Here is a 26,842-nt window from a genome sequence, read left to right on the forward strand (position 1 = left end):
CAGAATTGGGGGGTGGCGTGTGCGGCCGCTCGTCAGCCCCTGGATTTACTTGGGGAATTCATGCGCATCCGCGTATCCGCCGCCGTCGTCACCGGCGCCCTGGCCGTCTCCGCGCTGGCCGTCCCGGCCGCCCAGGCCGCTCCGGCCGCCGAGGCCGTCAAGCTGACCAACATCAAGGTCAACGGCGGCAAGGACGTCGTCGTGGGCACCACGGCCAAGAAGACGTTCACAGTGACCTTCACCGCCAGCCACAGCTCGGGCATCTACCCCGACGCCAACATCACGGTGGAGCGCGGGAACGTGTCCACGACCGGCAACATCCTCCTCCCGGAGGAGTGGGGCACCGGGGCCGACGCCTGCAAGTCCGTCTCCGCCACGACCTCCAACTGCAAGGCCACCTTCGTGGTCGAGCCGTACTACGACTTGGACAATGTCGACGCCGCCACGTGGAAGACCGACGTCCTGGTCCAGTCGCTGGAGGGGGCCGACCTCGAATCGAACAACATCAAGAGCTGGCGCCTCCAGCGCCTCTCGAAGCTCACGGTCAACGCGGCTCCCGAGCCGATCAAGAAGGGCAAGACCCTGACGGTCACGGGCGCCCTGACCCGCGCCAACTGGGACACCGACAAGTACGCGGGTTACACCTCGCAGCCGGTGAAGCTCCAGTACCAGAAGCGCGGTTCGACCGCGTGGAGCACGGTCAAGACCGTCAAGAGCGACGGCCGTGGCAACCTGAAGACCACGGTCAAGGCGACCGCTGACGGTTCGTTCCGTTACAGCTTCGCCGGTACGTCGACCACCCCGGCGGTCAACTCCGGCGCGGACTACGTCGACGTGCGCTGACGCACCACGATCCGCAGCGTATGACGGGCGCTGCCGCCATCGGGGCCAGAGGAACCCTCTCCCCTTCGGCGGCGGCGCCCTTCCATGTCGCGGCGCGTACGCGTTTCCTGCAACCAGGCGGCCGTCCGCGGGGTCTGAGCGGGTGGAGCCGGTACGGCTCCACGACCGAACCGGGTCGCCGGACACAGGCACGCCCCCGTATCGGACGGTGGCGTGCCGGGCCGGCGGCCCCACGGCACCTGGGGACAACACATATGCGAACTCGCGCTTCTGCCGGCTTAACCACCGGCGCTCTGGCCCTTTCCGCCCTGATGGTCCCGGCCGCGCACGCGTCCGGTGACGACTCCCGCGTTCCCGCCGACCTGCCGACGCCGTTCGCGGCGTCCTCCAGCGCCGCGGGGAACATCACCAAGGTGACCGTCAACGGCGGCAAGCCCGTCGCCGTCGGCACGTCCAAGAAGAAGTTCACCGTCGAGGTCAGCGCGTCGAACGAGGCGGGCGTACTTCTTGCCGTCGCCGCCCTGTGGCGCGGCAGCGACTTCGACAACCCGGACGTGTTCCTGGAGGAGGACGACACGGGGACCGCCGAGCCGTGCAAGTACACCGCCACCACGGCCACCTGCAAGTACACGTTCACGGCCGACCCGCGGGCGAAGCTCGCGAACAAGGACGCGGGGTCCTGGAAGGTCGCCGGGATGGCGATCGACGGCACCTTCCAGCCCGTCGCCCTGGTGGAGAACTTCAAGAGCGTCAAGGTGCTGCGCGCGGCCAAGCTCACGGTCAACGCGGCTCCCGAGCCGATCAAGAAGGGCAAGACCCTGACGGTCACGGGTGCTCTGACCCGTGCCAACTGGGACACCGACAAGTACGCGGGTTATACCTCGCAGCCGGTGAAGCTCCAGTACCAGAAGCGTGGTTCGACCGCGTGGAGCACGGTCAAGACCGTCAAGAGCGACGGTCGTGGCAACCTGAAGACCACGGTCAAGGCGACCGCTGACGGTTCGTTCCGCTACAGCTTCGCCGGCACCTCGACCACCCCGGCGGTCAACTCCGGCGCGGACTACGTCGACGTGCGCTGACGCACCACGACCCACAGCGCATGACGGGCGCCGCCGCCGACGGGACCGGAGGAATCCTCATCCCCGTCGGCGGTGGCGGCATCCCGCCTCGCGGCAGATGCGTGTTTTCGTACAACCTTTCGCCCGCCGACGCGGTCTTCGCAGGTGGAGCCGGTACGGCTCCATGACCGAACCGGGTCGCCGGACACGGGCACGCCCCAGTATTGGGGGGTGGCGTGCCGGGCCGGCGAGCCGCACAGCACCTGGGGAAAAACACATATGCGCACTCGCGCCTCTGCCGCCGTATTGACCGGCGCTCTGGCCCTTTCCGTCCTCGCAGTCCCGGCCGCACACGCGTCCGAACGCGACCCCGGCGCCCTCACGCAGTTTGCGGCCCCCGCAGCCGCCGCCACGGGCAAGATCACCAAGGTGACCATCAACGGCGGCAAGACCATCGCCGTCGGCACGTCCAAGAAGAAGTTCACCGTCGAGGTCAGCGCGTCGGACAGGAAGGGCGTGACCCTGGCCGTGGCCGCTCTGTATCGCGGCACCGTGAACAACCCGTCAGCGGTACTGGTGCCCGTCACGCTGGTCGATCACGACCCGTGCAAGCGCACCGCGACCACGGCCACCTGCAAGTACACCGTCGTGGCCGACCCGAAGGCCGACCTCGCCAACCAGGACGCGGGAACGTGGAAGGTCCTCGCGGCGGCGATCAGGTTCGAGGCGGACGGCGAGGACAAGACCGTCGCCGAGAACCTGAACTACAAGAGCGCCAAGGTGGTGCGCGCGGCGAAGCTCACGACCAACGCGACGCCCGAGCCGGTCAAGAAGGGCAAGACCCTCACGATCAGCGGCGCGCTCACCCGGGCGAGCTGGGACAACCTCAAGTACAACGGCTTCGCCAGCAACTCGGTGAAGCTCCAGTACAAGAAGAAGGGCGCCGGCGCCTGGACGACCGTGAAGACGGTCAAGGCCGACAGCCGTGGCACCGTGAAGACCACCGTCAAGGCCTCGGCCGACGGTGACTACCGCTTCACGTACGGCGGTTCCGGCACCACCGGTTCCGCGACGTCGGTCGCCGACTTCGTGGACGTCCGCTAGCCGTAGCGCGGGGGACCGGTCGCCCGGTCCTTCCCGAACCTCGCGGGGGCAGCCCCGCCCGGACGGACCTTCACGGGACCTCTGACCCGTCCGGGCGTGGCGCCCACCGCGTCCCATGGAGTCCACGGACTCCTCATCCAGACCACCGGGATCCGGTCGACAGCCGCCTGCGGACGGATGTTCCGCAGCCGCCGACCGTCCCGTACCCAGGGGAACGTATGCGCACTCGTGTATTTGCAGGGCTGACCACCGGCGCTCTGGCGCTGACCGCACTGACCGGCACCGCCGCCCAGGCCGACGACCGCGCCTCCGCGAGCCGCGCCACCCCGCCGAAGATCACCAAGGTGACCGTCAACGGCGGCAAGGACCTCGTGGTCGGCGTCTCCAAGAAGACGTTCACCATCAAGGTCACCGCGAAGGACGACTCGGGCATCTCGATCGCCCTCGCCGCCCTCTGGCGTGGCGGCACCTCCGCCGACAACCCGCAGACGATCCTCATGCCGGACATCCGCATGGGCGACTGCGTCCAGAGCAGCGACACCACGTCCACCTGCACGTTGAAGGTCGTCGCCGACCCGAAGTCGCCGGAGGGCCTGTTCGACCTCACCAATGCGGGCGCGGGCAAGTGGCATGTGGCGGTCGCGGCCGACAGCATCGACGGCGGCTCGGTGGAGCGGCAGAAGTACGCCACCCACCAGGTGAAGCGGGCGGCGAAGCTGACCGCCGACGCGACACCGGAGCCGGTCCGCCGGGGCGACGCTCTCACCGTCTCGGGCTCCCTGACCCGCGCCGACTGGAACACCCACAAGTACAACGGTGTCGCCAGCAGCGCCGTGAAGCTCCAGTTCAAGAAGAAGGGCACCAGCACCTGGCGGACCGTGAAGACGGTCAAGGCGGACAGCCGGGGCAAGGTGAGGACCACCACGAAGCCCACGGCCGACGGTGACTTCCGCCTCAGCTACCCGGGTACGGCCACCACCGCCGGTGTCACGTCGAAGGCGGACTTCGTCGACGTGCGCTGAGTCGCCGGCCTCCCGTACGGCGGGGACACGACGCCCCCGCCGTACGGGTTCCCGCCGATCGGAGGGGATGCCCGCGGGACGGGTGCGCACTAGGCTCCAGGAACCCGACCGGGCTCCGGCCGACCTCCCTGGGGGACCCATGCGTATCCGTGCCGCCGCCACCGCACTCACCGGTGCGCTGGCCCTGACCACGCTGACCGGACCCGCCTCCGGGCCCGTCGCCGCGGCGCAGGGGCCGGGCGCGAGCACCCGGATCACCGGGGTCGACGTCAACGGCGGCAAGGACATCGTGGTGGGCTCCACCGCGAAGAAGCACTTCACCATGTCGGTGCGGGCCGAGGACTCCGCCGGGATCCGGGACGCCTACGCGTGGCTGTGGCGCGGGAACAGCGCCGAGCACATCGACGGCATGCTCTACCCCGACACCAACGAGGGCTCCTGCGCCGACACGGCACCGGGCGCGGCCGTCTGCACCCTCCGCTTCACCGTCGACCCGACGCTGGACCTCCAGGGGTCCAACCATCTCGCGGGCGAATGGCAGTTGTACGTGGAGGCCACCGCCCGGGACGACGGGTACGCCTCCGACGACCGCTACCGGACGGTGCGGCTGAAGCGGGCCGCGCGGCTCGCCACGGACGCGGCGCCCGAGGCCGTGCGGCCGGGCAAGCCGGTCAAGGTCACGGCCGATCTGCGACGTGCCGACTGGAACAAGGGGCGTGACGCCGCGTACGGGGGGCAGCGGGTGACCCTCCAGCGCAAGGACGGTGGGTCCTGGACCTCCGTGAAGTCGTTGCGGACCGGTGCGGGGGGCGAGGCCACGGTGACGGTCCGCCCGACCCGCACCACCACGTACCGCTACACCTACGGCGGCACGTCCACCACCGCGCCGACCACGTCCGCCCCCACCACGGTCGCCGTCCCCTGACAGGTCGCCTTCGCTAGCGCTTCCGAGGTCCGTCCGGCTGGACGTACTTGTCCCCGTGCGGGTACGTCCGTGGGTGCGCAGTTCCCCGCGCCCCTGGATGCTGCCCCCTTACGGTCGCTCTTCGGGTGCGGGTCGCCCTCGTTTTCGCGCAGTTCCCCGCGCCCCTGAAGGGGCACCCCCTTCCTCCCGCAGGCGCGCTGCTGCGGGAGGGGGTGGGCGGGAATCTCTGCTCGCAGACTCCGATGCTCTTCAGTAGCTCCGCTGGACGTCGTACTGAGCGTGTCGGATCGAGGACGGAGAATCCCGACCGGCACCGACCCGAAGAACCGGCCGGGTGCGCCCCAAAGGGGCGCGGGGAACTGCGCGAAACCACCGAGCGACGGCACAGGAAACAGGTGCGTCCACCCGGACAGACCTGGGAAGCGCAAGCGAAGGCGACCCGTTACCGGTCGACCCACCTCCACGCTGCCTCCAGCACCCCGCCCGCCACCACCGCGACCCCCACCGCCCCCCACGGCATCACCGTCCCCACCAGCTTCAGCGCGAAGAAATGCTGGAGCCACGGCACGACAAGCACCAGCAGGAACCCCGCCCCCATCGCCGCGACCAGCGCCACCCGCCACCACGTGTACGGCCGCGCCACGATCGCGAGCACCCACATCGACACCAGGAACAGCGTCAGCGTCGCCGCGCTGGTCTCCGCGTCCAGCGCCCCCGCGCCCGTGTAGTGGTGCCGCGCCAGCAGGTACGTGACGAACGTGGCCGTCCCCGTGACGATCCCGCCCGGGATCGCGTACCGCATCACCCGCCGGACGAAGTGCGGCCGCGCCCGCTCCCCGTTGGGCGCGAGCGCGAGGAAGAACGCGGGGACCCCGATCGTCAGCGTGGACAGCAGCGTCAAGTGCCGCGGCAGGAACGGGTACTCGACCTGTGAGCACACCACGAGCACCGCCAGCAGCACTGAGTAGACCGTTTTGACCAGGAACAGCGTCGCGACCCGCGTGATGTTGCCGATGACCCGGCGGCCTTCCGCCACCACCGAGGGCAGCGTCGCGAAGCTGTTGTTCAGCAGCACGATCTGCGCGACGGCGCGGGCCGCGTCGGACCCCGACCCCATCGCGACCCCGATGTCCGCGTCCTTGAGCGCGAGGACGTCGTTCACCCCGTCCCCGGTCATCGCGACGGTGTGCCCACGGGACTGGAGCGCGCCCACCATGTCCCGCTTCTGGCGCGGGGTGACCCGTCCGAAGACGGTGTGCGTGTCGAGCACCTGCGCCATCCGCTCCCGGTCCTCCGGCAGCGACCTCGCGTCGACCGTGTCCGCCGCCCCCGCGAGCCCCAGCTTCCCGGCGACCGCGCCGACGGACACCGCGTTGTCCCCGGAGATCACCTTGGCCGTGACCCCCTGCTCCGCGAAGTAGCGCAGGGTCTCGGCGGCGTCCTGCCGGAGCCGCTGCTCCAGTACGACGAGCGCGGTGGGCAGCGCGTCCGCCGTGACCTCCGGATCGTCCAGCGGACGGGACACCCGGGCCAGCAGCAGCACCCGCAGCCCGCGTTCGTCCAGCTCCCGCGTCGCCGCCAGCGCCTCGTCGCCCTCCGCAAGCAGTACATCGGGCGCCCCGAGCAGCCACCCGCTCACCCCCCGCGCCCCGCCCTCCCGCGCCCCGCCCTCCCGCGCCCCGCCCTCCCGCGCCCCGCCCTGCCCACCGCGACCGTTCCCTGCCCCGCTCCCCCCGTCTCCCTCGCCCCTTCCGTCTCCCTCGCTGCCCTCGCTGCCGTCGCTCCCGCCGCTCCCGTCGGCCCCGCCCTCCTCGAACCGGGCGCCGCTGTACTTGCGGGCCGACGAGAACGGCAGGGTGTCGAGGCAGGCCCAGCCGCCGTCCCGGGGCGGGGGATACGCGTCGGCGACCGCCCGCAGGGACGCGTTGGGCCGTGGGTCGGACACCGCGAACGCGCCGAGCACCGAACGGACATGACGCTCGTCGGCACCGCCCAGCGGACGCAGCTCCAGCACGTCCATCCCGCCCTCGGTGAGAGTGCCCGTCTTGTCGAGGCAGACGGTGTCCACCCGGGCGAGCCCCTCGATCGCGGGCAGTTCCTGCACCAGGCACTGCTTGCGGCCGAGCCGGACCACCCCGATCGCGAAGGCCACCGACGTCAGCAGCACCAGCCCCTCGGGCACCATCGGGACGATCCCGCCGACCGTGCGGGCGATGGAGTTCCGGAAGCCGTTGTCCTTCACGACCAGTTGGCTGATGATCAGCCCGATCGCGGTCGGGACCATCATCCACGTCACGTACTTGAGGATGGTCGAGATCCCGGACCGCAGCTCGGAGTGGACGAGCGTGAACCGCGACGCCTCCTCCGCGAGCCGCGCCGCGTACGCCTCCCGGCCGACCTTCGTCGCGGTGAACGCGCCGCCGCCCGCGACCACGAAGCTCCCGGACAGCACGGGGTCGCCGGGCCGCTTCACCACCGGGTCGGCCTCACCGGTCAGCAGCGACTCGTCGATCTCCAGCCCGTCCGCCTCGGCGCAGACGCCGTCCACCACGATCTTGTCGCCGGGCCCGGTCTCGATGACGTCCCCGAGCACGAGCTCCGAGGTGGTGACCGCGACGGCGGCCCCGTCCCGCCGCACCACCGGCCGGGCCTCCCCGATCACCGCGAGCGAGTCCAGGGTTCGCTTGGCCCGCAGTTCCTGGACGATGCCGATCCCGGTGTTCGCGATGATCACGAAGCCGAAGAGGCTGTCCTGGATGGGTGCGACGATCAGCATGATCACCCAGAGCACACCGATGATCGCGTTGAACCGGGTGAAGACGTTCGCCCGCACGATGTCCACGGCCGACCGGCTGCTGCGCGCCGGTACGTCGTTGACCTCGCCACGGGCCACCCGCTCCGCGACCTGCGCCGAGGTGAGCCCGTGTGCCGGGGGCCCGCCCGGTACGGGGACGGGGTGCACGGGATCGAGTTCGGCACCCGCGTCGATATGCGTCATGTTCCGACGGTACGGAAGGAAACGTCCACCACCCGTGAGGAACGCCGGGGCGGATTCCGGCGGCCCGTGGGTCCCGCCGACCCGGTCCGGGGCTCAGCCCGCCGGGCCGCTCCCGCCGCCGGAGGCTCCTTCGCCGGAGGTCCCGTCGGTGGAGGTACCGCCGCCGGCCGCCGCGTCCCGCTTGATCGCGGCGTCCCGCTTGCGGACGTACCAGATGCCGATCAGTCCGAGTCCGGTCCCCGCGAGACAGGTCCACACCCACCACAGGTGCCCGTGCTCGTCGAACCATCCGTAGAAGGGGAGCTGCACCAGGAACAGGACGAACCAGAGGATCGTGCCGCCCGTGACGGTGGCGGTCACGGGCCCTTCCAGGGGCTCCGGCGCGTCGTGCTTGAGGGGGCCCGGCCTGAGGAATCCCGGTGCGCGATCGGTCATACGCCGAGTTTAGGTGAGTCCCGCCCGGGGGCCCTGAACGGGACGGACCGCCGGTCCGGGCGACGGTCCTGGCGGCCCGGAGGGTTCCCGTACCGCCGTCCGGGCCGACGCCACCGGTATCTACGCGCGGAGATAGCGATCATCCATGTCATATGTTCATACTGAAACGGTTCCGCTCCGGCCCGTTTCCCTCGTAGGAACCTACAACTGAGGTCCTGTATGTCCCCCTCGGCCACCGCTCAGGTCGACGCGTCCGGAAACTCTCCGGTCCCCCCGCCGGTCAACGGCATCGACCGTTTCTTCCGGATCTCGGAACGCGGTTCCTCGTTCCCGCGCGAGATCCGCGGCGGTTTCGCCACCTTCTTCGCGATGGCCTACATCATCGTGCTGAACCCGATCATCCTCGGCAACGCCAAGGACATCCACCAGAATCAGCTCGACAACGCGCAGCTCGTCACCGCGACGGCGCTCACCGCCGCGTTCACCACCCTGCTGATGGGTGTCATCGGCAACGTCCCGATCGCGCTCGCCGCCGGGCTCGGCGTCAACACCGTCGTCGCGCTCCAGCTCGCGCCCCGGATGTCCTGGCCCGACGCGATGGGCATGGTCGTCCTCGCGGGTCTCGTGGTGATGCTGCTGGTCGCGTCCGGGCTGCGGGAACGGGTGATGAGCGCGGTGCCGCTGGGGCTGCGCAAGGGCATCGCCATCGGTATCGGCCTGTTCATCATGCTCATCGGCCTGGTCGACGCCGGCTTCGTCTCCCGTATCCCCGACCTGGCCGAGACGACCGTCCCGCTCCAGCTCGGCGGCGACGGTCACCTCACCGGCTGGCCCGTCCTCGTCTTCGCGCTCGGCGCGCTGCTCACCCTCGTACTGATCGTGCGCAAGGTGCCCGGCGCGATCCTGATCTCCATCGTCGCCATGACGGGTGTCGCGCTGATCATCGAGGCGGTCGCGAAGGTCCCGTCCTGGGGCCTGACCACCCCGAAGTGGCCCGGCAATCCGGTCTCCACCCCCGACTTCGGGCTGATCGGCCAGGTCAGCCTGTTCGGCGGGTTCGAGAAGGTCGGCATCCTCACCGGTGTCCTCTTCGTCTTCACCGTGCTGCTCTCGTGCTTCTTCGACGCGATGGGCACGATCATGGGCGTCGGCGACGAGGCGAAGCTGACCGACTCGAAGGGCAACTTCCCCGGGATCAACAAGGTCCTGTTCGTGGACGGTATCGCCGTCGCGGCCGGTGGCGCCTCGTCCTCCTCGGCCACCACCTGCTTCGTGGAGTCCACGGCCGGGGTCGGTGAGGGCGCGCGCACCGGCTTCGCCAACATGGTCACCGGCGGTCTCTTCACGCTCGCCCTGTTCCTCACCCCGATCGCCACGATGGTCCCGTCGCAGGCGGCGACCCCGGCGCTGCTCGCGGTCGGGTTCCTGATCATGTCCGGCTCGGTCCGGTCGATCGACTGGAGCGACTACACGATCGCGATCCCGGCGTTCGTGACCATGATGATGATGCCGTTCACGTACTCGATCACCAACGGCATCGGCATGGGCTTCATCACCTTCACCGTGCTGCGGGTGGCCGCGGGCCGGGGCCGTGAGGTGCCCGTCGCGATGTACGCGGTCTCGGCGGTGTTCGTCTTCTACTACCTGATGCCCGGACTCGGGCTCATCTGACCGGGACACCGGCCGGTCGGCCGCTGCCGGGGGCCGTCGCGTCACGCGACGGCCCTTCGGCGTTCCCGGGCGCGGACCCGGGGCCGGACGCGCGGGCCGGGTCCGCCGGGCCGGTCAGGCCCATGAGGTCCGCCGGGTGCGCCGGGTCGCTCGGGGCCGCCGGGTCGGTGGCGGACGCGGCGCGCAGGGCCGTCATGCTCAGGGTGCCCGTACCGGCGACGGTCGTCCCGGTCGCGGCCCTGCTGAGCGGGACCGTTTCCCCGTCCGGGCCGCCGTGTCCCGCGGGCTCCCCGGCCGTGTCCCCGTCGGCGCCCGCGTAGAACCGTTCCGTCTCCTCCACCGCGGACTGGAACCGTTCGTCGAAGTCGTCGCGGACCAGTGTCCCGATCACATAGTCCTGGACGCTCATCCCCCGCTTCGCGGCATGACCCCGGAGCCGTTCCAGCAGCTCGCCGTCCACCCGCAGGCTCAGCACATGTGTCCCCATGGGTACGAGGGTCCCGGGCGGCGGCGGTATTTTGTATCACTTTCCGCTCAGGGCTCACTCGTACGGGTGATGATCGGTCCGGGTGCGGTGGATCACGGTTTAACGGGTGTTCTTTAGGAAGGGTAATGAGTTAAGCTAAAGAACATGTCTGACCTTACTCACGGCGACGACGCCGCGGCCGTGAACGCACTGCGTTCGGCGGTCATGCGCCTGTCGCGACGGCTCAAACACCAACGGGTCGACGAGTCGCTGAGTCCGACCGAGATGTCGGTGCTCGGCACCCTGGCCCGGTGCGGTTCCGCCACCCCGGGCGAGCTGGCCCGCAAGGAGCATGTGCAGCCGCCCTCGATGACCCGCATCGTGGCGCTCCTGGAGGCCAAGGGCCTGGTCAGGCTGGAGCCGCACCCCGAGGACCGCCGCCAGAAGGTGGTCACCCAGACCGAGACGGCCGAGGCCATGCTCGACGAGAGCCGCCGCAGGCGCAACGCCTGGCTGGCCGGTCTGGTCGAGGACCTGGACGAGGACGAGTGGGCGAAGCTGCGCGCCGCCGCCCCCGTGCTGGAGAAACTCGCGCATCTGTAACCGACCGCCGAGGAGGCGACCCTTTTGAGTCCGGGACCCGGAGCAGACTCCGCACCCGCACCCCAGTCCGACCACGACACCCCCGCCCCACCCGCCCGTGCCTCCGGCAGGTCCCGTTACCTGCCCGGCCGCCTCATACCCGGTACCGCCCGCATACCCGGCACCGCCCGTTTCCGTACCCGCCGGCGTACCCGTACCGGCCCGCGCGCGGACGTACCCGGGACCGGGCCGCGTCCCGTGTCCCTGGTCAAGACCCCCGGGCCCACCGGCCGCCCAGCCACCGGCCGCTCAGCCTCGGACGGCCCGGCCACCGGCGGCTCACCCTCAGCCGGTCCGGACACCGGCGGCGATGACCGTGGACCCGGCGGGATGTTCTCCTCCCTCCGTATCCGCAACTACCGGCTCTTCGCCTCCGGGGCGGTCGTCTCCAACACCGGCACCTGGATGGCCCGGATCACCCAGGACTGGCTCGTCCTGAGCCTCACCGGCTCCTCGGCGGCCGTCGGCATCACCACGGCGATGCAGTTCCTGCCGATGCTGCTGTTCGGCCTGTACGGCGGGGTCATCGCCGACCGGTTCCCCAAGCGGACGCTGCTCTTCTTCACCCAGGGCGCGATGAGCTTCGGCGGACTCTTCCTGGCCGCGCTGACCCTCAGCGGCAATGTCCAGGTGTGGCACGTGTACATGACGGCGTTCTTCACCGGACTGGTCACCGTCGTCGACAACCCGACCCGGCAGACCTTCGTCTCCGAGATGGTCGGCCCCGACCAGGTGCGCAACGCGGTCAGCCTGAACTCCGCCAACTTCCAGTCGGCGCGGCTGCTCGGCCCCGCGATCGCCGGTGTCCTGACCGCCGCGGTCGGCCCCGGCTGGGCGTTCCTCGCCAACGGACTGTCGTTCCTCGCCCCGCTCACCTGCCTGCTGCTGATGCGCACCGCCGAACTGCACCCCGGCCCGCGCACCCCGCGCGGCAAGGGCCAGCTCCGCGAGGGCCTGCGATACGTGTCCCACCGCCCCGAACTGATCTGGCCGATCGTCCTCATCGGCTTCATCGGGATGTTCGGCTTCAACTTCCCGATCTGGCTCAGCGCCTACGCCGACGACATCTTCCACGGCGGCTCGGGCATGTACGGACTGTTCAACACGCTGATGGCCGTCGGCTCGGTGGTCGGCGCGCTGCTCGCGGCCCGGCGCGGCACCTCCCGGCTGCGCGTCCTGGTCGGGGCGGCGGTGGCCTTCGGCGCCCTCCAGATCGTCGCCGCGGTCACCCCGTCCCTGTGGGTGTTCGCGCTGCTCCTGGTGCCGATCGGGATGCTCGGCCTGACGGTGAACGTCACCGCCAACTCCTCCGTCCAGCTCGGCACCGACCCCGCCATGCGGGGCCGGGTGATCAGCCTCTTCATGATGGTGTTCGTCGGCGGCACCCCGATCGGCGGCCCGCTCTTCGGCTGGCTCACCGACGCGTACGGGGTGCAGATCAGCATGGCCGTCGGCGGACTGGTCAGCGCGGTGTCGGCGCTGGTGGTCGGCCTGGTGCTGGCCCGCGCGGCGGATCTGCGGCTCAAGGTCGATCTGCGCAGGGGGCAGCCGCATCTGCGGTTCGTGCCCAAGCGGGATCTGGTGACGGTGGCGTAGCCCGGGGGCGGGCGGGGGCACGGGACGCTCGCGGTTCGCGGGGTGCGGGTCCGGCCGGGGTTCGGGTGAACCCTGGCCTGTCGCGTCCCGTGTCCCCGGTCCGGGGTCAGACGCGGCGGGCGAGCACCTGGCCGGGCCAGGCGTCCTCGCCGACCGTGAAGCGTTCCGCCGGGGTGAAACCCTGGCCCTCGTAGTACGCGACGAGCTTGCCGTCGTCGCCCGCGTAGCAGTCCACCCGCAGCAGCGACCGGCCCGCGCGGCGGGTCTCGTCGGCGGCGTGCGCGAGCAGCGCGGCGCCGATGCCCTCGCCCGCGCGGCGGCGGTCGGTCGCGAAGACGTGGATGTACCGCTCGGGCTCGTCGGCGCGGGGCACGTACGAGCCGGGGCCGTCGGTGAGGGTGAGCGTGCCGACGACGGCACCGGCCGCGTCGGCGAGCCACAGATCGCCCTCCCCGGCGTACCGGGTCACCATCTCCACCGCGCGCGGGTTGGTGGACCACGGCTCGGTGCCCCACTGGCCCGTACGTCCCCGGGCGGCCAGCCATTCCACGGCCCGGTCCATCAGCGCGAGGACGGCGGGGAGGTCGCCGGGGCCGCCTTTCCTGATCGTGAAGGTATCCATCCGGTGAGGCTAACCGGGTGACACTGGCCGGATGAGACTCTTCGCCGGCGTGCTGCCCCCGCCGTCCGTGGCCGCGGAGCTGGGACGGGCCGTCGACCAGCTGGAGGACCTGCCCGGTGCGTCCGCGCTGAAGTGGACGGGCCGTCCCGGGTGGCACCTCACCCTCGCGTTCTACGGCGAGGTGCGCCAGGAGCCCGCGGACCCGGTTCCCGAGCTCATCCGGCGCCTCGCGCTCGCCGCGCGGCGCACCCCGCCCTTCACGCTGGCGCTGCGCGGGGCGGGTGTCTTCGGGGGCCGGTCCCTGTGGGCGGACGTGGCCGGTGACACGGGGGCGCTGGCGCGGCTCTCGGACGGGGCACAGGAGGCGGCCCGGGGGGCCGGGCTCCCGATGGGGGAGCACCGGCGGTTCCGGCCGCATCTGTCGCTCGCGCGGGACCGTGCCGGGGACTTCGACTTCGGTCCGTACGTGGACGCGATGGCCGGGTTCCGGGGTGCGGAGTGGGAGGTGGGGGAGGTGGCGCTGGTGCGCAGCGATCTTTCCGGGGGCGGTGGTGGGGTGGGGGCGCGGGCGCGTTACGAGGTGGTCGCCGCGTTGGCGCTCGGCGGGGGCGGTTAGGCTTTCGGGTGTGGACCCGAAGACACGTAACCGGATCATGGCCGGTGTGCTCGTACTGATGTTCCTCGTCGTGGCGATCGGCGCGGCGCTGGGTGGCTAGGCTCACCCGCGTTCGCGGGCGCCCCTGAGTTCTCCCTCGCGGGTCGCCTTCGCTTGCGCTTCCCAGGTCCGTCCGGCGGGGCGTACTTCGTTCCTGTGCCGTCGCTCGTGGGGTGCGCAGTTCCCCGCGCCCCTTTGGGGCGCGTCCGGTCTGTTCTTCGGGTCGGTGCCGGTCGGGATTCTCCGTCCTCGATCCGACACGCTCGGTACGACGTGAAGTGGCTCTACTGAAGAGCATCGGAGTCTGCGAGCAGAGATTCCCGCCCACCCCCTCCCGCAGCAGCGCGACTGCGCGAGGAAGATGGTTCACCCCGCCCCCGCAGCCTGAGAACAGCAGCAAGAGGGCGCCCCCAAAGGGGCGCGGGGAACTGCGCGAGCAACCAAGGGCCACCCGCACCCGAACGGGAACCGCAAGGGGCGCGACCTAAGGGGCGCGGGGAACCGCGCACCCACCGGACGACGGCACAGGAACAAGCGGGTCCAGCCGGACAGACCTCGGAAGCGCAAGCGAAGGCGACCTGCGGGGAACCGCGCACCCTCCGAGCGACGGCACGGGAACAAGCGGGTCCAGCCGGACAGACCTCGGAAGCGCAAGTGAAGGCGACCTGCGGGGAACTGCGCAAAAGACGAGGGCGGACCCACACCCGAAGAGCGACCGCAAGAGGGCAGCATCCAGGGGCGCGGGGAACTGCGCGAGCAACCAAGGGCCACCCGCACCCGAACGGGAACCGCGAGGGGCGCGACCTAAGGGGCGCGGGGAACTGCGCACCCACCGGACGACGGCACGGGAACAAGCGCGCCCAGCCGGACGGACCTGGGAAGCGCAAGCGAAGGCGACCTGCGGGGAACTGCGCACCCACCGGACGACGGCACAGGAACAAGTGGGTCCAGCCGGACAGACCCAGGGGCACAGGGACGAGTGCGCTCACCGGAGAGACCTCAAAAGCGCAAGCGAAGGCGACCTGTGCGGGATCTTGAGACCACGCGCGGCGCATGGCAGGCTCGTCCCGCATGATCGATGACTTCGCGAAGGACAACCTGCACGGGAGACTGCGGCGGGACCGCGAGGCGCTGCTCTGGAAACTCGACGGGCTGTCCGAGTACGACGCCCGTCGGCCTTTGACAGCGACCGGGACCAACCTCCTCGGCCTGGTCAAACACGTGGCCACCGTCGAGGCCAGGTACTTCGGCGAGGTCTTCGACCGTCCTTCACCGGAACCGCTGCCCCGGTGGCAGGACTCCGACGGCGGCGATCAGTGGGCGACCGAGGACGAGACCCGCGATCGGATCATCGGGTTCTACCGGCGCGCGTGGGAACACTCGGACGCGACGATCGACGCGCTTCCCCTCGACGCCCCCGGCCACGTGCCGTGGTGGCCGGAGCCGTACCCCAATACGAAGCTGTTCGCCGTCATGACCCATGTCCTCAGCGAGACCGTCCGGCATGCCGGACACGCCGACATCCTGCGCGAGGGCCTCGACGGCCGGACCGGGCTGCGCGCCGGGAACGAGCAGCGGATCGACGAGGAAGCCCGCGCGGCCTACTGCGCGAAGATCGAGCAGGCCGCCAGGACGGCCGCAGCGGTCAAGGCTTGAGACACCCTCTCACCCGGGTCCTCGGGTGCGGGGGGTGTCCTCGGTGAACATGGTGACCATCGAGCGGAAGGCGGCCCGGTAGACGCCCGGAGTCGTCCCGTTGAGGCGCTGGAACTGATGGCGAAGATTCGCGGGCGTCCCGAACCCGGTCCGCGCGGCGATGTGCTCCACCGGAAGATCCCCCCGTTCCAGCAGCTGCTGGGCCCGCTCGACCCGGACCCGGAGCAGGTACTGGAGCGGACTGAGCCCGGTCTCCGCGCGGAAGCGGTGACTGAGGGTACGGACGCCGGTCCCCGCGTGCGCGGCGATCTCCGTGAGGGTCAGCGGCCGGTGCGACCCCGCCTCCATCCACCGGATCGTCGGCCCGAGCGCGCCGTCCCCGCCGGCGGCCCCGGGTGGTCCGTCCGGCAGCCGGAGGAAGAGCCGGCGGTCCGCCTCCCGCCGCACCCGCTCGCCGTGGTCCTCCTCGATGAGGCGCAGCCAGAGGTCCTTGCCGCCGAGCACCCCCGCCGAGGTGAGGAACGGCCCGTCGGCGACGGCCTCCTCCGCCGGGGCGACCACGACCCGGGGGTGATCCGCGGCCAGCTCCCCGACGCACCGCCAGTCCGTGGTGGCCCGGCGGCCGTCGAGCAGTCCGGTGGCGGCGAGGGTGAACGTCCCCGTGCCCACCGCGCCGATCCGGCAGCCCCGGTCCGCCGCCGCGCGCAACGCGTCGGGCACGGCGGCCGGGGGCGCGTCACGGAAGCCGTGGTGACCGGCCACGATCACGGTCGCCGCCCCGTCGAGGCCGTCCAGCCCCCAGCGCGTGGTGAGCCCGAACGGGCCCGGCCCGGCCGTGGCGCGGAAGCCGGGACCGGCGCACACCCTCAACTCGTACGGGGCCCGGTCACAGCTGTGCGGGACGGCGCCCAGCAGCATCCCGGGGGTGGTGAGCTGGGGTCCGGGGATGCCGTCGAGCGCGAGAAGGGCGACCACTGCCATGGCCAGAATTTAGCCGAGGGTGGCATCGCGGTGGCTGTTTCCGGTCGGTCGGCGGCCCGGAGGATGAAGGTGCACGCACCGGGAACGAGGGGATGCCCGGGCCGCGCGCACCCCACTTGACCACGTGAAAGGGATGTCCACCATGCTCCACCCGACCCGCCCGCAGCAGACCCGACCCGCCCGCCGACCGGCCGCGCGGACAGCCGCGGTCGGCGCGGCGGCCGCACTCGCCGTCACCGGCCTGACCGGAAGTGCCGGGGCCGTCGTCAACGGGGAGGACTCCACCCGGCCGTACTCGTTCATGGTCTCGGTCCCGCAGGTCATGCAGGCGCCCGGGGGCAAGGAGTACGGGGTGTGCGGCGGCACGCTGGTCGCTCCCCGGTGGGTGCTCACCGCGGCCCACTGCGCCGGTCATCCGGAGATCCCCGCCGAGCCGACGGGGAAGGTCAGGGTCGGCAGCGAGTACCAGGGCAAGGGCGGGACGGTACGCACGATCGTCAAGAAGGTGCTCCACCCGGACTACGCCCTCGGCGACGCGCCTCGGGGCCACCACGACCTCGCGCTGCTCAAGCTGGACCGCCCGGTCCACCAGCAGCCGGCGCACCTTGCGGACCGGCCCCCGAAGACCGGTGCGCAGACGCGGGTCCTCGGCTTCGGCAATACGGCGGACGGCCCCGACTGGTCGTTCTCCGAGCGGCTCCAGCAGCTCGACACGCGCAGGATCGCGGACTCCGCCTGCTCCCCGTTCAAGCCGGGTGCCGAACTGTGCACCGGTTCCCAGGTCCCCGGCGCCATGGCGTGCCGGGGTGACTCCGGCGGCCCGCAGATCCAGCGGATCGGCGGACGCTGGCAGCTGGTCGGGGCGACCTCCGGCGACGGCAATGTCGCGGCCGGTCCGGACTGCGGCAACGGTCCCGGGGTCTGGACCTCGGTGCCCGCCCACAAGAGCTGGATCACGAAGACGATGGGCAAGCACCGCTGATCCCCTGGCATACGGTCGTCCCATGCCTGTGGTCGCCCTTCTCGTGCTCGACGGGGTCCCCGGACACCAGCTCACCACCCCGGGCCTGGTCTTCGAGGCCGCCTCCGCACCCACCGAGCTGCGCGTCTGTTCCGTCCGGCCCACCGTCGCCACGGCCGGTCCGCTGCCCCTGGACATCACCGTCCCCTGGGGACTCGACGCCCTGGCCGACGCCGATACGGTCGTGCTCACCGGCCATGACGGCTTCCTCGCCGGTCCTCCGACCGGAGTGCTCGACGCGTTGCGCGCGGCGGCGGCCCGGGGCAGCCGGGTCGCCGCCGTCGGCACGGGTACGTTCACCCTCGCGGCCTCCGGGCTGCTCGACGGACGCCGCGCGACCACCGAGTGGTGCCGGACGGCCGAACTGGCCGCACGTCATCCGGGCGTCGAGGTGGACCCCGCCGGAACGGTGGTGACGGACGGTCCGTTCCTCACCTCGGCGGGTGTCCTCGGCGGCATCGACCTCTACCTCCGTCTCCTCGGGCTGGACCACGGTCCGGCGGTCGCCGGGCGCACCGCCCGGCAGCTGATCGCGCCCCTGCACGAGGACGTCGGGGCGACCCGGGAGGAGATCGACCGCGAGCTGGCCGGGACGGCGGGCCTGGAGCCGACCCTGCGGTGGCTTCAGGAGCATCCGTACGACGCGCCGTCCCTCGCGGAGATCGCCGCGCACGCGGGGACGAGTGTGCGCACGCTCAACCGCCGCTTCCGGGAGCGGACCGGGCTCACTCCACGCCAGTACTTGCTGCGGGCCCGCGTGGAGCGGGCCCGGAGGCTGCTGGAGAGCGGTGACGGGACGGTCGACGAGGTCGCCGCGCGGACGGGCTTCGGCTCGTCCGCGAGCCTGCGCCGCCACTTCCGCCGCCTGACAGGCACCACCCCCGCCACCTACCGCCACCACTCCCGCCCCTAGCCCGCCCCGGGGAACCGCACGAAGGCGAGGGCGGACCCGCACCCGAGGAGAACGACCCGAAGGGGCAGCATCCAGGGGCGCGGGGAACTGCGCACCCACGACCGACCTGTGCGGGAACAAGTACGCCCAGCACCGAGTACCCAGGGGCGCGGGGAACTGCGCACCCCCCGAGCGACGGCACAGGAACAAGTACGTCCACCGGCACAAACCCGGAAGCGCAAGCGAAGGCGACCCGCGGACCGGCTACCAGGCGAACGCCTCGGGGGACGGACCCGGCCCGGGGAACAGCGCGTGCAGCTCCGCGAGGAGTTCCGCGGAGAGCGACAGCCCCACGGCCCGCACGGCCGAGTCCAACTGCGCGGCCGTACGGGGCCCGACGATCGGCCCGGTCACCCCGGGACGGCTCAGCAGCCAGGCCAGCGCCACCTCACCCGGTTCGAGCCCGTGCTTGCCCAGCAGATCCTCGTACGCCTGCACCTTCGCCCGCGCGGCGGGATCGGCCAGCACCTCGGCCGCCGTACCGGAAGCGCTGCGCCCGCCCGTCGCCTCCTTGCGGAGCACCCCGCCCAGCAGTCCGCCGTGCAGCGGTGACCAGGGGATGACCCCGAGCCCGTACTCCTGCGCGGCCGGGATGATCTCCATCTCGGCGCGCCGCTCGTACAGGTTGTAGAGGCACTGTTCGCTGACGAGCCCGAGCCGTCCGTGGCGGGCCGCTGTCTCGTTGGCCTGGGCGATCTTGTAGCCGGGGAAGTTGGACGATCCCACGTAGAGGATCTTGCCCTGCTGGACGAGGACGTCGAGGGCCTGCCAGATCTCCTCGAACGGCGTGTGCCGGTCGATGTGGTGGAACTGGTAGAGGTCGATGTGGTCGGTCCGGAGCCGGGCGAGGCTCGCGTCGACGGCCCGGCGGATGTTCAGCGCGGAGAGCCGGTCGTGGTTGGGCCATGCCTGGCCCCGGTCGCCGCCCATGTTGCCGTAGACCTTGGTGGCGAGGACGACCTTGTCGCGGCGGTCGCCGCCCTTGGCGAACCAGTTGCCGATGATCGTCTCGGTGCGGCCCTTGTCGTCGCCCCAGCCGTAGACGTTGGCGGTGTCGAAGAAGTTCAGACCCGCGTCCAGCGCGGCGTCCATGATCGCGTGACTGTCGGGCTCGTCGGTGTGCGGACCGAAGTTCATCGTCCCGAGGACGAGCCTGCTGACCTTGAGACCTGTGCGGCCGAGCTGCGTGTACTCCATGGGCCCAGCCAACGTCTTCGAGCGTGCTCGACGCAAGGGCCGGTGCCCCGGCGTGGCTCGCGCCCGCCCCCCGGGTGCCGCCCACCCGGACGCACGCCGGTACCGCCAAGGGCCGATCGGAGTACCGTTCTTGGGGACGGAGGAACGGAGCAGGTCCATGCCCGATCAAGAGGAGCGCGTCGGCGCTCGTATCGCGTCGAACCGGAAGCTGGCAGGCTATACGCAGAACGGCCTCGCCGCCGAAGCACATGTCTCCCTCGGCGCCATCCGCAAGGTGGAACGCGGGGAGCGGCTGCCCACCCACGGCCTGCTGATCGCGGTCGCCCGCGCGCTGCGGGTCACCGTGGAGGAGCTGACCGGACAGCCGTACAAGGGCGAGAAGCCGTCCGACCGACGGACGCACGCGCCCGTTCAGGGAATCCGCACGGCGGTGCGCAGACACGACCTGCCCGTGGACTGGTACACGGCACCGAGACCGGTGCACGAGTTGGCCGGGGACGTACGGACAGCGGCCGGTCACCGCGCGGCGGCCCACTACAGCATGCTCGGCGCGATGCTTCCCGGTCTGCTGGAAGAGCTGACCGCCGGGGTCCATCTCACCAGCGGGAAGCGGGGGTTGAGGAACATCTACGTCAGATCGTGCGCTAAGCCTTGATCGGCCCTGGTGGGCGGCTGACGGGGCGTCGGTCGCGGGGCCGGTCTGAAGTCTTCCCACGGATAACGCCCCATTATCTGCGGCACCGGGATGTGTCACCTGCGGCGACGTCCCCGGGCCGCTGCGCGAAGCGGCCCTGTTATCTGTGGCAAAGGGGAAGCGGTGCCCGCCGTCGTACAACTGCCCGTCGGGAAGGCGCTCACGGTCCGCGCTGCGGCCGACGTCTTCCTGGACTCGCTCGGCAACCCGAACACGGTCCGGAGCTACGGGGCCGGGGTGGGCAAGACCGCCGAGCGGATCGGCGAGGGCCGGCCGCTGGCGTCGGTCGCGGACGACGAGATCGGCGAGGCCCTGGAGGTGCTGTGGGGCCGGTCCGCGGTGAACACCTGGAACGCGCGCCGGGCATCGGTCCTGTCCTGGCTGGGCTGGTGCGGCGAGCGTGGGTACGACGGCCCGGCGGTCCCGGCCTGGGCAAAGCGCCTGCCCACGCCCGACTCGCAGACCCCCGCCCGCTCGAAGATGGCGGTCGACCGTCTGATCGCCCGGCGTGAGATCGCGCTGCGGGAGAAGATGCTGTGGCGGATGCTCTACGAGACCTGCGCCCGCGCCGAGGAGATCCTCGGCGTCAACATCGAGGATCTGGATCTCGCCGGGCACCGGTGAAGGCCAAGGGCTCCGCCGTCCGCCGTAGGGCGGCCGGGGCCGCGAGGACTTCGTGCTGGAGACGGTCTACTGGGACGCCGGCACCGCGCGGCTCCTGCCCCGGCTGATCAAGGGCCGTACGCGGGGGCCGGTGTTCGTCACGCACCGCCGTCCCGGTCCGGGGAAGGTCGTGAGCCCGCGGGACGTGTGCCCGGACACCGGGCTGGCCCGGCTCTCCTACGGCCAGGCCCGCGCTCTGCTCGATGAACACACCGCCGTGGGCGGAGAGGCGGGCACGGGCTGGGACCTGCATGAGTACCGCCATTCCGGTCTCACGCATCTGGGTGAACAGGGTGCGTCGCTGCTGATGCTGATGGCCAAGTCCCGGCACAGGAAGCCGGAGAACGTCCGCCGTTACTTCAAGCCCTCGCCCGAGGCGATCGCGGAGCTGACCAGCCTGCTCGCGCCGGGCGACAGCCGCCGCTGACCCGTCCCAGCCGGGCCCACAAGGGGTACCGCCGAGTGGGCCCAGAAGGGGCCACGGGATGATCCTGGGGCGCTCTTGCGGGTGGTTGCCGGTGAGGTCGAACGGAATTCGCACTTCTATCACCTGGTCGGCTGATCGCATCGTCGGACTGGAATGGTCGCCGGGCGTGCTGCGCAGCCTCCAGGCAGGCCCGTGCTCCTCGTACGGGCCGATGCTTCCCGCCCCGTACGTCCGACCGTCCTGGGTGAATCACCCGGGTGGGAGAACAGCGGCGCGGGCGGGTAGCAGACACAAGGGAGCTGACATGAACCGTTCCACGCGTATCCGCGGTGCCGCGTTAGCGGCAGTTGCCCTGCTCGTGGCGGGCACCGCCACGACCGCCGCCGCCGACAAGAGCGGTGATTCCACGGCGGCCACCAGCGCCAAGGCGGCAGCGCCGATGTTCACGCGGGTCGAGGCGCCGGACGTGCTCGACGTCCGGGGCGGCCAGCGGGGCGAAGTTATTGTGCAGTGCCCGTCCGGCATGCAAGCCGTCTCCGGGGGCCACTGGCAATCATTGGGCGACAAGTTCACCGTGCTCTTCTCGGCTTCAGTCCCCCTCGGCGGAAACACGGGTGGTTGGTCCGTCCAGATCAACAACTGGGGCACCCAGAATGTGTACCTCATGGCCGAAGCCCTGTGTGTCGACTCATCCCAAATCGGCTAGTAGGGCACCCGCAGTGATGGGTCACCGGCCCAGGCCCGTTCACCGGGGCAGTCGCCGGGGATGACAGACAGGCACCCCGACCCGCCTGTCTCACCGGCCGTGGCGACCGGAAACCAGCCGCCGTGACTCACAGCGTGACCCTGGACGGAGGGTGGCCCCCAAGCGAAGAACCGGGGCCACCCTCCGTCCGGAGGGCTCGACGGTCACGTCCAGGCCGTGACGCGCTCGGATCTCCCGACGCCCCGCCCGAGACCGACCACCTGCGGCACCCATCGAGATCACACCCCGGCCTGGGAAGCGGCTGCCGTCACTTGGTCTCTCCAGGCGCGTTGCACGGGCATGGCACCAACGTGCTTCCAAGTCGAAGTGACGTGCGGTGTGCCGCAGGTCACGGGTCGGCGGCACACCGCTTCTGCGGGCGGCCCGCTACCGCGCTTCGGTGGTGTCCGGGTCACAGAGTGGCCGAAGTCCGCTGGGCATCTCTGGCAGCAGGAAGGAGTACCGGCCGAGCATGTTGACGTGGTGGCGGACGAACGGGGAGAGGCGGGCGACGTCCTGGTCGCGGACGGCGAAGCCGTCGGCGCGGAGCCGGGTGACGGCGGCGTCCATGTACTTCGTGTTGAAGAGGACCAGGGCGTTCAGGACGAGTCCGAGGGCGCCGATCTGGTACCTCTCCAGCTCCGACCGCGAGGGCGCCTCGTGGAACGACCCGTACCGGGCCGTCTGCTCATCCGTCAGGAACTCGACCGCCACAACAGCTCTCCGAAGATCGACAACAACGACCTACGAAGGCTCTGATGCTGGATCACCCCAGGTCAAAGCGCTAGAGAGCCTCGCGAACCCTTAGCGCACGATCTGACGCTGATGTTCCTCAACCCCCGAAGCGGCAGCAGGCACATGCGCGACTGCTCGCCTCCACCTACTACATGTCGCACGGTCTGGCCTACCGGCTGGGCTACTCCGATCTGATCGGCCAGCTCGAAGACCGCATGCGGTGGGCGGCCGGGCTGTCGCGGGACCCGTTGATGCGGGCGTTGGCGGAGTGGACGCGTTCCTACTCCTTCGACATGTTCGGCGACTACGAGGGCGGTCTGCGGGTACTGGGCGCGGCCCGGGCGGAGTTGGAGAACGAGACCCCGGAGGGCGGCTCCGAGCGGATCACGATGCTGGGGAGTCTGCACCTGCGGGAATCCACCTTCGCGTCGCTGGCCAGGGACCACGAGGGCACGGAGCACCACATCGACGAGGCGAGGAAGCTGAGTGAACGAGTGCCCGGTGGCCGCGACCGGTTGCACTATCACATGACCTTCGGCCCGGCGAATGTCGCCGTGCACGACGTCGCCGCGTCGGTGGAGCTCAAGCGCCCCGAGGAGGCGGTGCGGAAGGCCAAGGGGCTGCGCTTCCCCGTGGACATGGCGCGTACGCGGCAGGGCCACCACCACGTCGCCGTCGCGCGTGCGTACGTGGACCTGGACCGGCGGGAAGGCGCCCTGAAGCATCTGCGAAGGGCACGGAGCGTCGCGCCCGAGCTGACCAAGTTCCACCCCACGGCCCGTGAGACGGCCCGCCTGCTCACGCACAAGTACCGACGCTCCACGGAGGAGCTGAGGAGCATGACCACCTGGTTCGGAGTCCAGCCCTAGCGCTCCGGATCAAGCGGTTCACCGGCCGGGGGCCGGAGTACCGGGCTCGGCAGACGAAGGGACGGGCGGCTATGGCCGAGGGCAGGCGTAGCGGTGTCGGGCGGCGCATCCAGGAGTTGCGGCTTCTGCGAGGGCACACGCTGAGGGAGCTGGGACGCAGGGCGGCCGTGTCCGCGTCGATGCTGTCGCGGATCGAGACAGGTGCACGTACCCCCAGCGAGCAGGTGCTGGCCGCTCTGGCCCGGGCCCTGGGCGTGACCGTCTCGGTCCTGCACGGCCAGCCGTACATCGAGCAGCTGCGCAAGGACCAGCTCGACCGGCTGATCTCTCCCCTGGGTACCGCACTCGACAACTGGGGCATCCCTCCGGAGGACGACGACCCGGCTCCGCGCGGACTGGAACAGCTCGGTTCCGACATCTCCAGGGTGCGGCAGCTGCGGACGGACTCCGAGTACGGGACCCTCGCGGAGATGCTTCCCGGTCTGCTCGGGGAGATGTCCCACGCGACGATGGTGCACTCGGCTCCGGGGCATGACCGTGAACGGGCCCACTGGCTCCAGGCGGAGGCCGCCCTGGGCGTGTTCAGCGTGGCGTACAAGTTCGGGTACATGGACCTCGCCCGCCTGGCTCTGAGTCGTATGGCCATGGCCGCAGCCTTGTCCGGGGACCCCCGCCAGGTCGCGGCGGAGCGGGTGAAACGCGCACAGCTCAGCGCGGACGGTCCGGCGATGGAACAGGGCCTTCGGCTCGTACGCCAAGGTCTGCGTGATCTGGAGGACGACGGGACTCCCGGGACCCGGGCGGTCCGTGGCGGGCTGATCCTGAAAGGCGTTCAGATGCACGGCCTGCTCGGCCGGGGGGACGAGGCCGGGGCCTGGCTGGCCGAGGCCCGGGGAATCGCGGCGGAGTTGGGGGAGACCAACCACTACTTGTTCGTCTTCGGTCCGACGAACACGGAGCAGCACGCGATGGCGGCGGCGGGCGACCGCGACGATCACGCCGAGGCGGTGGCGGTCAGCGACCGCGTTCGGCTGCCGGCGGGGTACCCCGCCGCCCGGGCCGGGGTGTACTGGATCGACCGGGCCCGCTCGTTGGCCCTCACCGCCCGTTGCGACGGCGCGCTGGACGCACTGTACGAGGCGCGCAAGGTCTCGCCTCAGCAGACGCGCTATCACCCCACGACCCACTCGACGGTGGGCGTGCTGTTGAGGGCGCGTCCCTCCGTTCCGGACCGGCTGCGGTCGTTCGCCGGTTGGAGCGGCACGTGACCAGGCAGGGGGGCAGGTGTCGTCGACGGCTTTCCCGTGCTCGTCGCGCCACTTACAGCTCCTCCGGAGGCAGTTGAGCCGCTGGAGTACGGTGGATGGGACCACTCGTGCAGTGCAGAGGGCAGGCTCATCATGGGCGATGGACTCGGGGACAACGTATGTGACTACCGGCGGGCCGCCGGGTGGACGCAGGAGGAGCTCGCCCACGCGGCGGGTCTCTCCGCTTCCGTGGTGCGAAAAGCGGAGCAGGGCGGGAACGTCCGCATGGAGACCCTGCACATACTCGCCCGTGCGCTGGGCGAGGAGACCTCCGCGCTGATGGCGTCCGCGCCGCTGGAGCCGCGTGAGCCGGACGACGGGCATACGTTGCGCATCATGGAGCTGCGGAAGGCGCTGCTGCCACCGATCGGGTTCGCCGTGGAGGAGCCCACGCCGGACGAGGTTCCCCGTCTGGCGGCGCTGCGTGAGGTGGCGCGGCAGGTCAACCGGAGCTACTACGGCGACGCCTACGGAAGGCTGGCGGCGGACCTGCCCGCGCTCATCCGGGAGGCGGACGCCGCCGTGCGCTTCTACGACAGCGGCCCGGAGCGGGCCGAGGCGCTGGCGGTGCGCGTCGGGGTGTTCAGGACCGTCGCGCGGTATCTGACACAGGTACGGGAACACGATCTGGCGTACGAGTCGCTGCGTCGGCTCCTGGCGGACGGCCAAGCGCTGGGCAGTGAGCTGGACGTGGCCAGTGCCGCGTCCGGCATGTGCTGGGTGCTGATGGGGCAGGGGCGCTTCGCGGAGAGCGCACGGCTGGCCCGGGACACGGCGGACCGGATCGAACCGGAACGGATCTCCAAGGCGGGTGACGATCATCTGGCCATGTGGGGCTGGGCCCATCTTCGGGCGGTTGCGGGCGCGGTACGCAACAACCAGTACGACGAGGCCGAGTCGTCCCTGCGGCTCGCCAGGTGCGCCGCCGGAGCCCTGGGCCGGGAGGTGTCCGGTACCTACCAGAGCGGGGTGACCTTCGGCCCGGTGACGGTGGCGATGGCCGAGGTGGAGGTGGCCGCCATCAAGGGGGACGACCGGACCGTGCTGGACCGGGCGGACCGGGAGACGCTGGGCGAGAAGGCCCGCAGGACGTTGGGCGCACCGCGGCCGAACTCCTGGTTCCGCCACCGTATGGACGTCGCACTCGCCCATCAGCGGCTCGGCCGGCACCAGGAGGCCACGCTGGAACTCCTCGACGTCAGGCGGAAGGCCCCGGCCTGGCTGTCCCACCAGCGCGCCGCGCGGGACGTCATGGCCGGTGTCCACAAGGGCCGCAAGCGGAGCCTGACCCCTGAAATGCGCGAGATGGGTGCCTTCTTGGGCGTTCGTTAGGCGGTCGCCGCCGAGGGGTGGGCCGAGGGGTGGCGCGGTTACGCGCGTCTCGCGGGCCGCTGACGCGGAGCGTGGCAGTTACCTCAAGCCTGCCCGGAAGTGCCACGCGACGTGCGTGTGCCCGGGGGCAGTTCACCTCTAGGTTCGTCACCGGCCGGGACGAACCAGTCGCGGCGAGTGACATCGAGTCGGGGCGGCTCGGGTGAGTACGTCCACCCGAAGCCCG

General features: G+C 71.1%; 23 protein-coding genes and 2 pseudogenes. 18 read left to right on the forward strand and 7 right to left on the reverse strand.

Annotation, left to right across the window (positions count from 1 at the left end):
• Positions 1–60: 60 nt before the first annotated feature.
• From AB852_RS03765 to AB852_RS03785, 5 genes are all read left to right on the forward strand, one after another.
• Positions 61–843 carry a calcium-binding protein gene (locus AB852_RS03765; RefSeq protein ID WP_073783512.1) on the forward strand — a complete coding sequence of 261 codons (783 nt, stop codon included), beginning with the start codon at positions 61–63 and terminating at the stop codon, positions 841–843.
• Between the two features lie 311 nt (positions 844–1,154).
• Positions 1,155–1,922, forward strand: coding sequence for a calcium-binding protein (locus AB852_RS03770; RefSeq protein WP_342748455.1), 768 nt, complete (start codon positions 1,155–1,157; stop codon positions 1,920–1,922).
• A 258-nt stretch (positions 1,923–2,180) separates the two neighbouring features.
• Complete coding sequence (locus AB852_RS03775; protein ID WP_073783514.1) at positions 2,181–3,005, forward strand: hypothetical protein; 825 nt, start codon at positions 2,181–2,183, stop codon at positions 3,003–3,005.
• Positions 3,006–3,223: 218 nt separating this feature from the next.
• On the forward strand, positions 3,224–4,027 hold the full coding sequence (locus tag AB852_RS03780; RefSeq protein WP_073783515.1) for a DUF5707 domain-containing protein: 804 nt from the start codon (positions 3,224–3,226) through the stop codon (positions 4,025–4,027).
• Between the two features lie 139 nt (positions 4,028–4,166).
• Positions 4,167–4,952: a hypothetical protein gene (locus tag AB852_RS03785; RefSeq protein ID WP_073783516.1), complete on the forward strand. Its 786-nt coding sequence runs from the start codon at positions 4,167–4,169 to the stop codon at positions 4,950–4,952.
• Between the two features lie 442 nt (positions 4,953–5,394).
• Here AB852_RS03785 and AB852_RS03790 read toward each other — a convergent pair whose 3' ends face one another.
• Together AB852_RS03790 and AB852_RS03795 are read right to left on the reverse strand one after the other, a co-directional pair.
• Positions 5,395–7,950: an HAD-IC family P-type ATPase gene (locus AB852_RS03790; protein WP_079184266.1), complete on the reverse strand. Its 2,556-nt coding sequence runs from the start codon at positions 7,948–7,950 to the stop codon at positions 5,395–5,397.
• Positions 7,951–8,043: 93 nt separating this feature from the next.
• Positions 8,044–8,385 carry a DUF2530 domain-containing protein gene (locus tag AB852_RS03795; RefSeq protein ID WP_073783517.1) on the reverse strand — a complete coding sequence of 114 codons (342 nt, stop codon included), beginning with the start codon at positions 8,383–8,385 and terminating at the stop codon, positions 8,044–8,046.
• 219 nt (positions 8,386–8,604) lie between these two features.
• On the opposite strand from AB852_RS03795, the gene AB852_RS03800 reads away from it, so the two are divergent.
• Positions 8,605–10,056: an NCS2 family permease gene (locus tag AB852_RS03800; protein WP_073783518.1), complete on the forward strand. Its 1,452-nt coding sequence runs from the start codon at positions 8,605–8,607 to the stop codon at positions 10,054–10,056.
• Positions 10,057–10,372: 316 nt separating this feature from the next.
• On the opposite strand, the pseudogene AB852_RS41475 reads toward AB852_RS03800, so the two are convergent.
• A pseudogene (locus AB852_RS41475) lies at positions 10,373–10,543 on the reverse strand (ribbon-helix-helix protein, CopG family); the annotation flags it as partial.
• A 144-nt stretch (positions 10,544–10,687) separates the two neighbouring features.
• Between AB852_RS41475 and AB852_RS03810 the strand changes: the two are divergent.
• Both AB852_RS03810 and AB852_RS03815 read left to right on the forward strand, forming a co-directional pair.
• Positions 10,688–11,125, forward strand: a complete 438-nt coding sequence (locus AB852_RS03810) for a MarR family winged helix-turn-helix transcriptional regulator (protein WP_073783519.1) — start codon at positions 10,688–10,690, stop codon at positions 11,123–11,125.
• A 24-nt stretch (positions 11,126–11,149) separates the two neighbouring features.
• Positions 11,150–12,760 (forward strand): MFS transporter, encoded by a 1,611-nt coding sequence (locus tag AB852_RS03815; RefSeq protein ID WP_073783520.1) that lies wholly within the window; start codon positions 11,150–11,152, stop codon positions 12,758–12,760.
• Between the two features lie 106 nt (positions 12,761–12,866).
• Here the strand turns inward: AB852_RS03815 and AB852_RS03820 are convergent, their stop codons facing one another.
• Positions 12,867–13,382, reverse strand: coding sequence for a GNAT family N-acetyltransferase (locus tag AB852_RS03820; protein WP_073783521.1), 516 nt, complete (start codon positions 13,380–13,382; stop codon positions 12,867–12,869).
• A 31-nt stretch (positions 13,383–13,413) separates the two neighbouring features.
• Here AB852_RS03820 and thpR point away from each other — a divergent pair, with 31 nt between their 5' ends.
• Entirely contained in the window at positions 13,414–13,998 is a 585-nt protein-coding gene (thpR, locus tag AB852_RS03825; protein WP_073783522.1) for an RNA 2',3'-cyclic phosphodiesterase, read from the forward strand.
• Between the two features lie 1,110 nt (positions 13,999–15,108).
• Complete coding sequence (locus tag AB852_RS03830) at positions 15,109–15,693, forward strand: DinB family protein (protein ID WP_073783527.1); 585 nt, start codon at positions 15,109–15,111, stop codon at positions 15,691–15,693.
• A 9-nt stretch (positions 15,694–15,702) separates the two neighbouring features.
• On the opposite strand, the gene AB852_RS03835 is transcribed toward AB852_RS03830, so the two are convergent.
• Positions 15,703–16,674: a GlxA family transcriptional regulator gene (locus tag AB852_RS03835; protein WP_073783529.1), complete on the reverse strand. Its 972-nt coding sequence runs from the start codon at positions 16,672–16,674 to the stop codon at positions 15,703–15,705.
• A 142-nt stretch (positions 16,675–16,816) separates the two neighbouring features.
• Here AB852_RS03835 and AB852_RS03840 point away from each other — a divergent pair, with 142 nt between their 5' ends.
• Entirely contained in the window at positions 16,817–17,656 is an 840-nt protein-coding gene (locus AB852_RS03840) for a S1 family peptidase (protein ID WP_073785356.1), read from the forward strand.
• 22 nt (positions 17,657–17,678) lie between these two features.
• Entirely contained in the window at positions 17,679–18,608 is a 930-nt protein-coding gene (locus tag AB852_RS03845) for a GlxA family transcriptional regulator (RefSeq protein WP_073783531.1), read from the forward strand.
• 243 nt (positions 18,609–18,851) lie between these two features.
• On the opposite strand, the gene AB852_RS03850 is transcribed toward AB852_RS03845, so the two are convergent.
• On the reverse strand, positions 18,852–19,844 hold the full coding sequence (locus tag AB852_RS03850) for an aldo/keto reductase (RefSeq protein WP_073783534.1): 993 nt from the start codon (positions 19,842–19,844) through the stop codon (positions 18,852–18,854).
• A 157-nt stretch (positions 19,845–20,001) separates the two neighbouring features.
• On the opposite strand from AB852_RS03850, the gene AB852_RS03855 reads away from it, so the two are divergent.
• The 3 genes and pseudogenes from AB852_RS03855 to AB852_RS03865 all read left to right on the forward strand — a co-directional run bounded on the left by AB852_RS03855 (position 20,002) and on the right by AB852_RS03865 (position 22,334).
• On the forward strand, positions 20,002–20,499 hold the full coding sequence (locus AB852_RS03855; RefSeq protein WP_073783536.1) for a helix-turn-helix domain-containing protein: 498 nt from the start codon (positions 20,002–20,004) through the stop codon (positions 20,497–20,499).
• A 162-nt stretch (positions 20,500–20,661) separates the two neighbouring features.
• Positions 20,662–21,628, forward strand: a pseudogene (locus AB852_RS03860) (tyrosine-type recombinase/integrase).
• A gap of 304 nt (positions 21,629–21,932) precedes the next feature.
• Positions 21,933–22,334 carry a hypothetical protein gene (locus AB852_RS03865; protein WP_073783538.1) on the forward strand — a complete coding sequence of 134 codons (402 nt, stop codon included), beginning with the start codon at positions 21,933–21,935 and terminating at the stop codon, positions 22,332–22,334.
• A gap of 426 nt (positions 22,335–22,760) precedes the next feature.
• On the opposite strand, the gene AB852_RS03870 is transcribed toward AB852_RS03865, so the two are convergent.
• Entirely contained in the window at positions 22,761–23,087 is a 327-nt protein-coding gene (locus tag AB852_RS03870) for a Tn3 family transposase (protein ID WP_281257666.1), read from the reverse strand.
• A 173-nt stretch (positions 23,088–23,260) separates the two neighbouring features.
• Here AB852_RS03870 and AB852_RS03875 point away from each other — a divergent pair, with 173 nt between their 5' ends.
• The 3 genes from AB852_RS03875 (at position 23,261) to AB852_RS03885 (ending at position 26,616) form a co-directional block, all read left to right on the forward strand.
• Complete coding sequence (locus AB852_RS03875; RefSeq protein WP_073783540.1) at positions 23,261–23,977, forward strand: hypothetical protein; 717 nt, start codon at positions 23,261–23,263, stop codon at positions 23,975–23,977.
• Positions 23,978–24,048: 71 nt separating this feature from the next.
• Positions 24,049–25,245 carry a helix-turn-helix domain-containing protein gene (locus AB852_RS03880; RefSeq protein ID WP_073783542.1) on the forward strand — a complete coding sequence of 399 codons (1,197 nt, stop codon included), beginning with the start codon at positions 24,049–24,051 and terminating at the stop codon, positions 25,243–25,245.
• Positions 25,246–25,377: 132 nt separating this feature from the next.
• Positions 25,378–26,616, forward strand: coding sequence for a helix-turn-helix domain-containing protein (locus AB852_RS03885; RefSeq protein WP_073783544.1), 1,239 nt, complete (start codon positions 25,378–25,380; stop codon positions 26,614–26,616).
• Positions 26,617–26,842 lie beyond the last annotated feature (226 nt).

Source organism: Streptomyces uncialis, from assembly GCF_001905345.1.
Taxonomy (GTDB): Bacteria; Actinomycetota; Actinomycetes; order Streptomycetales; family Streptomycetaceae; genus Streptomyces; species Streptomyces uncialis.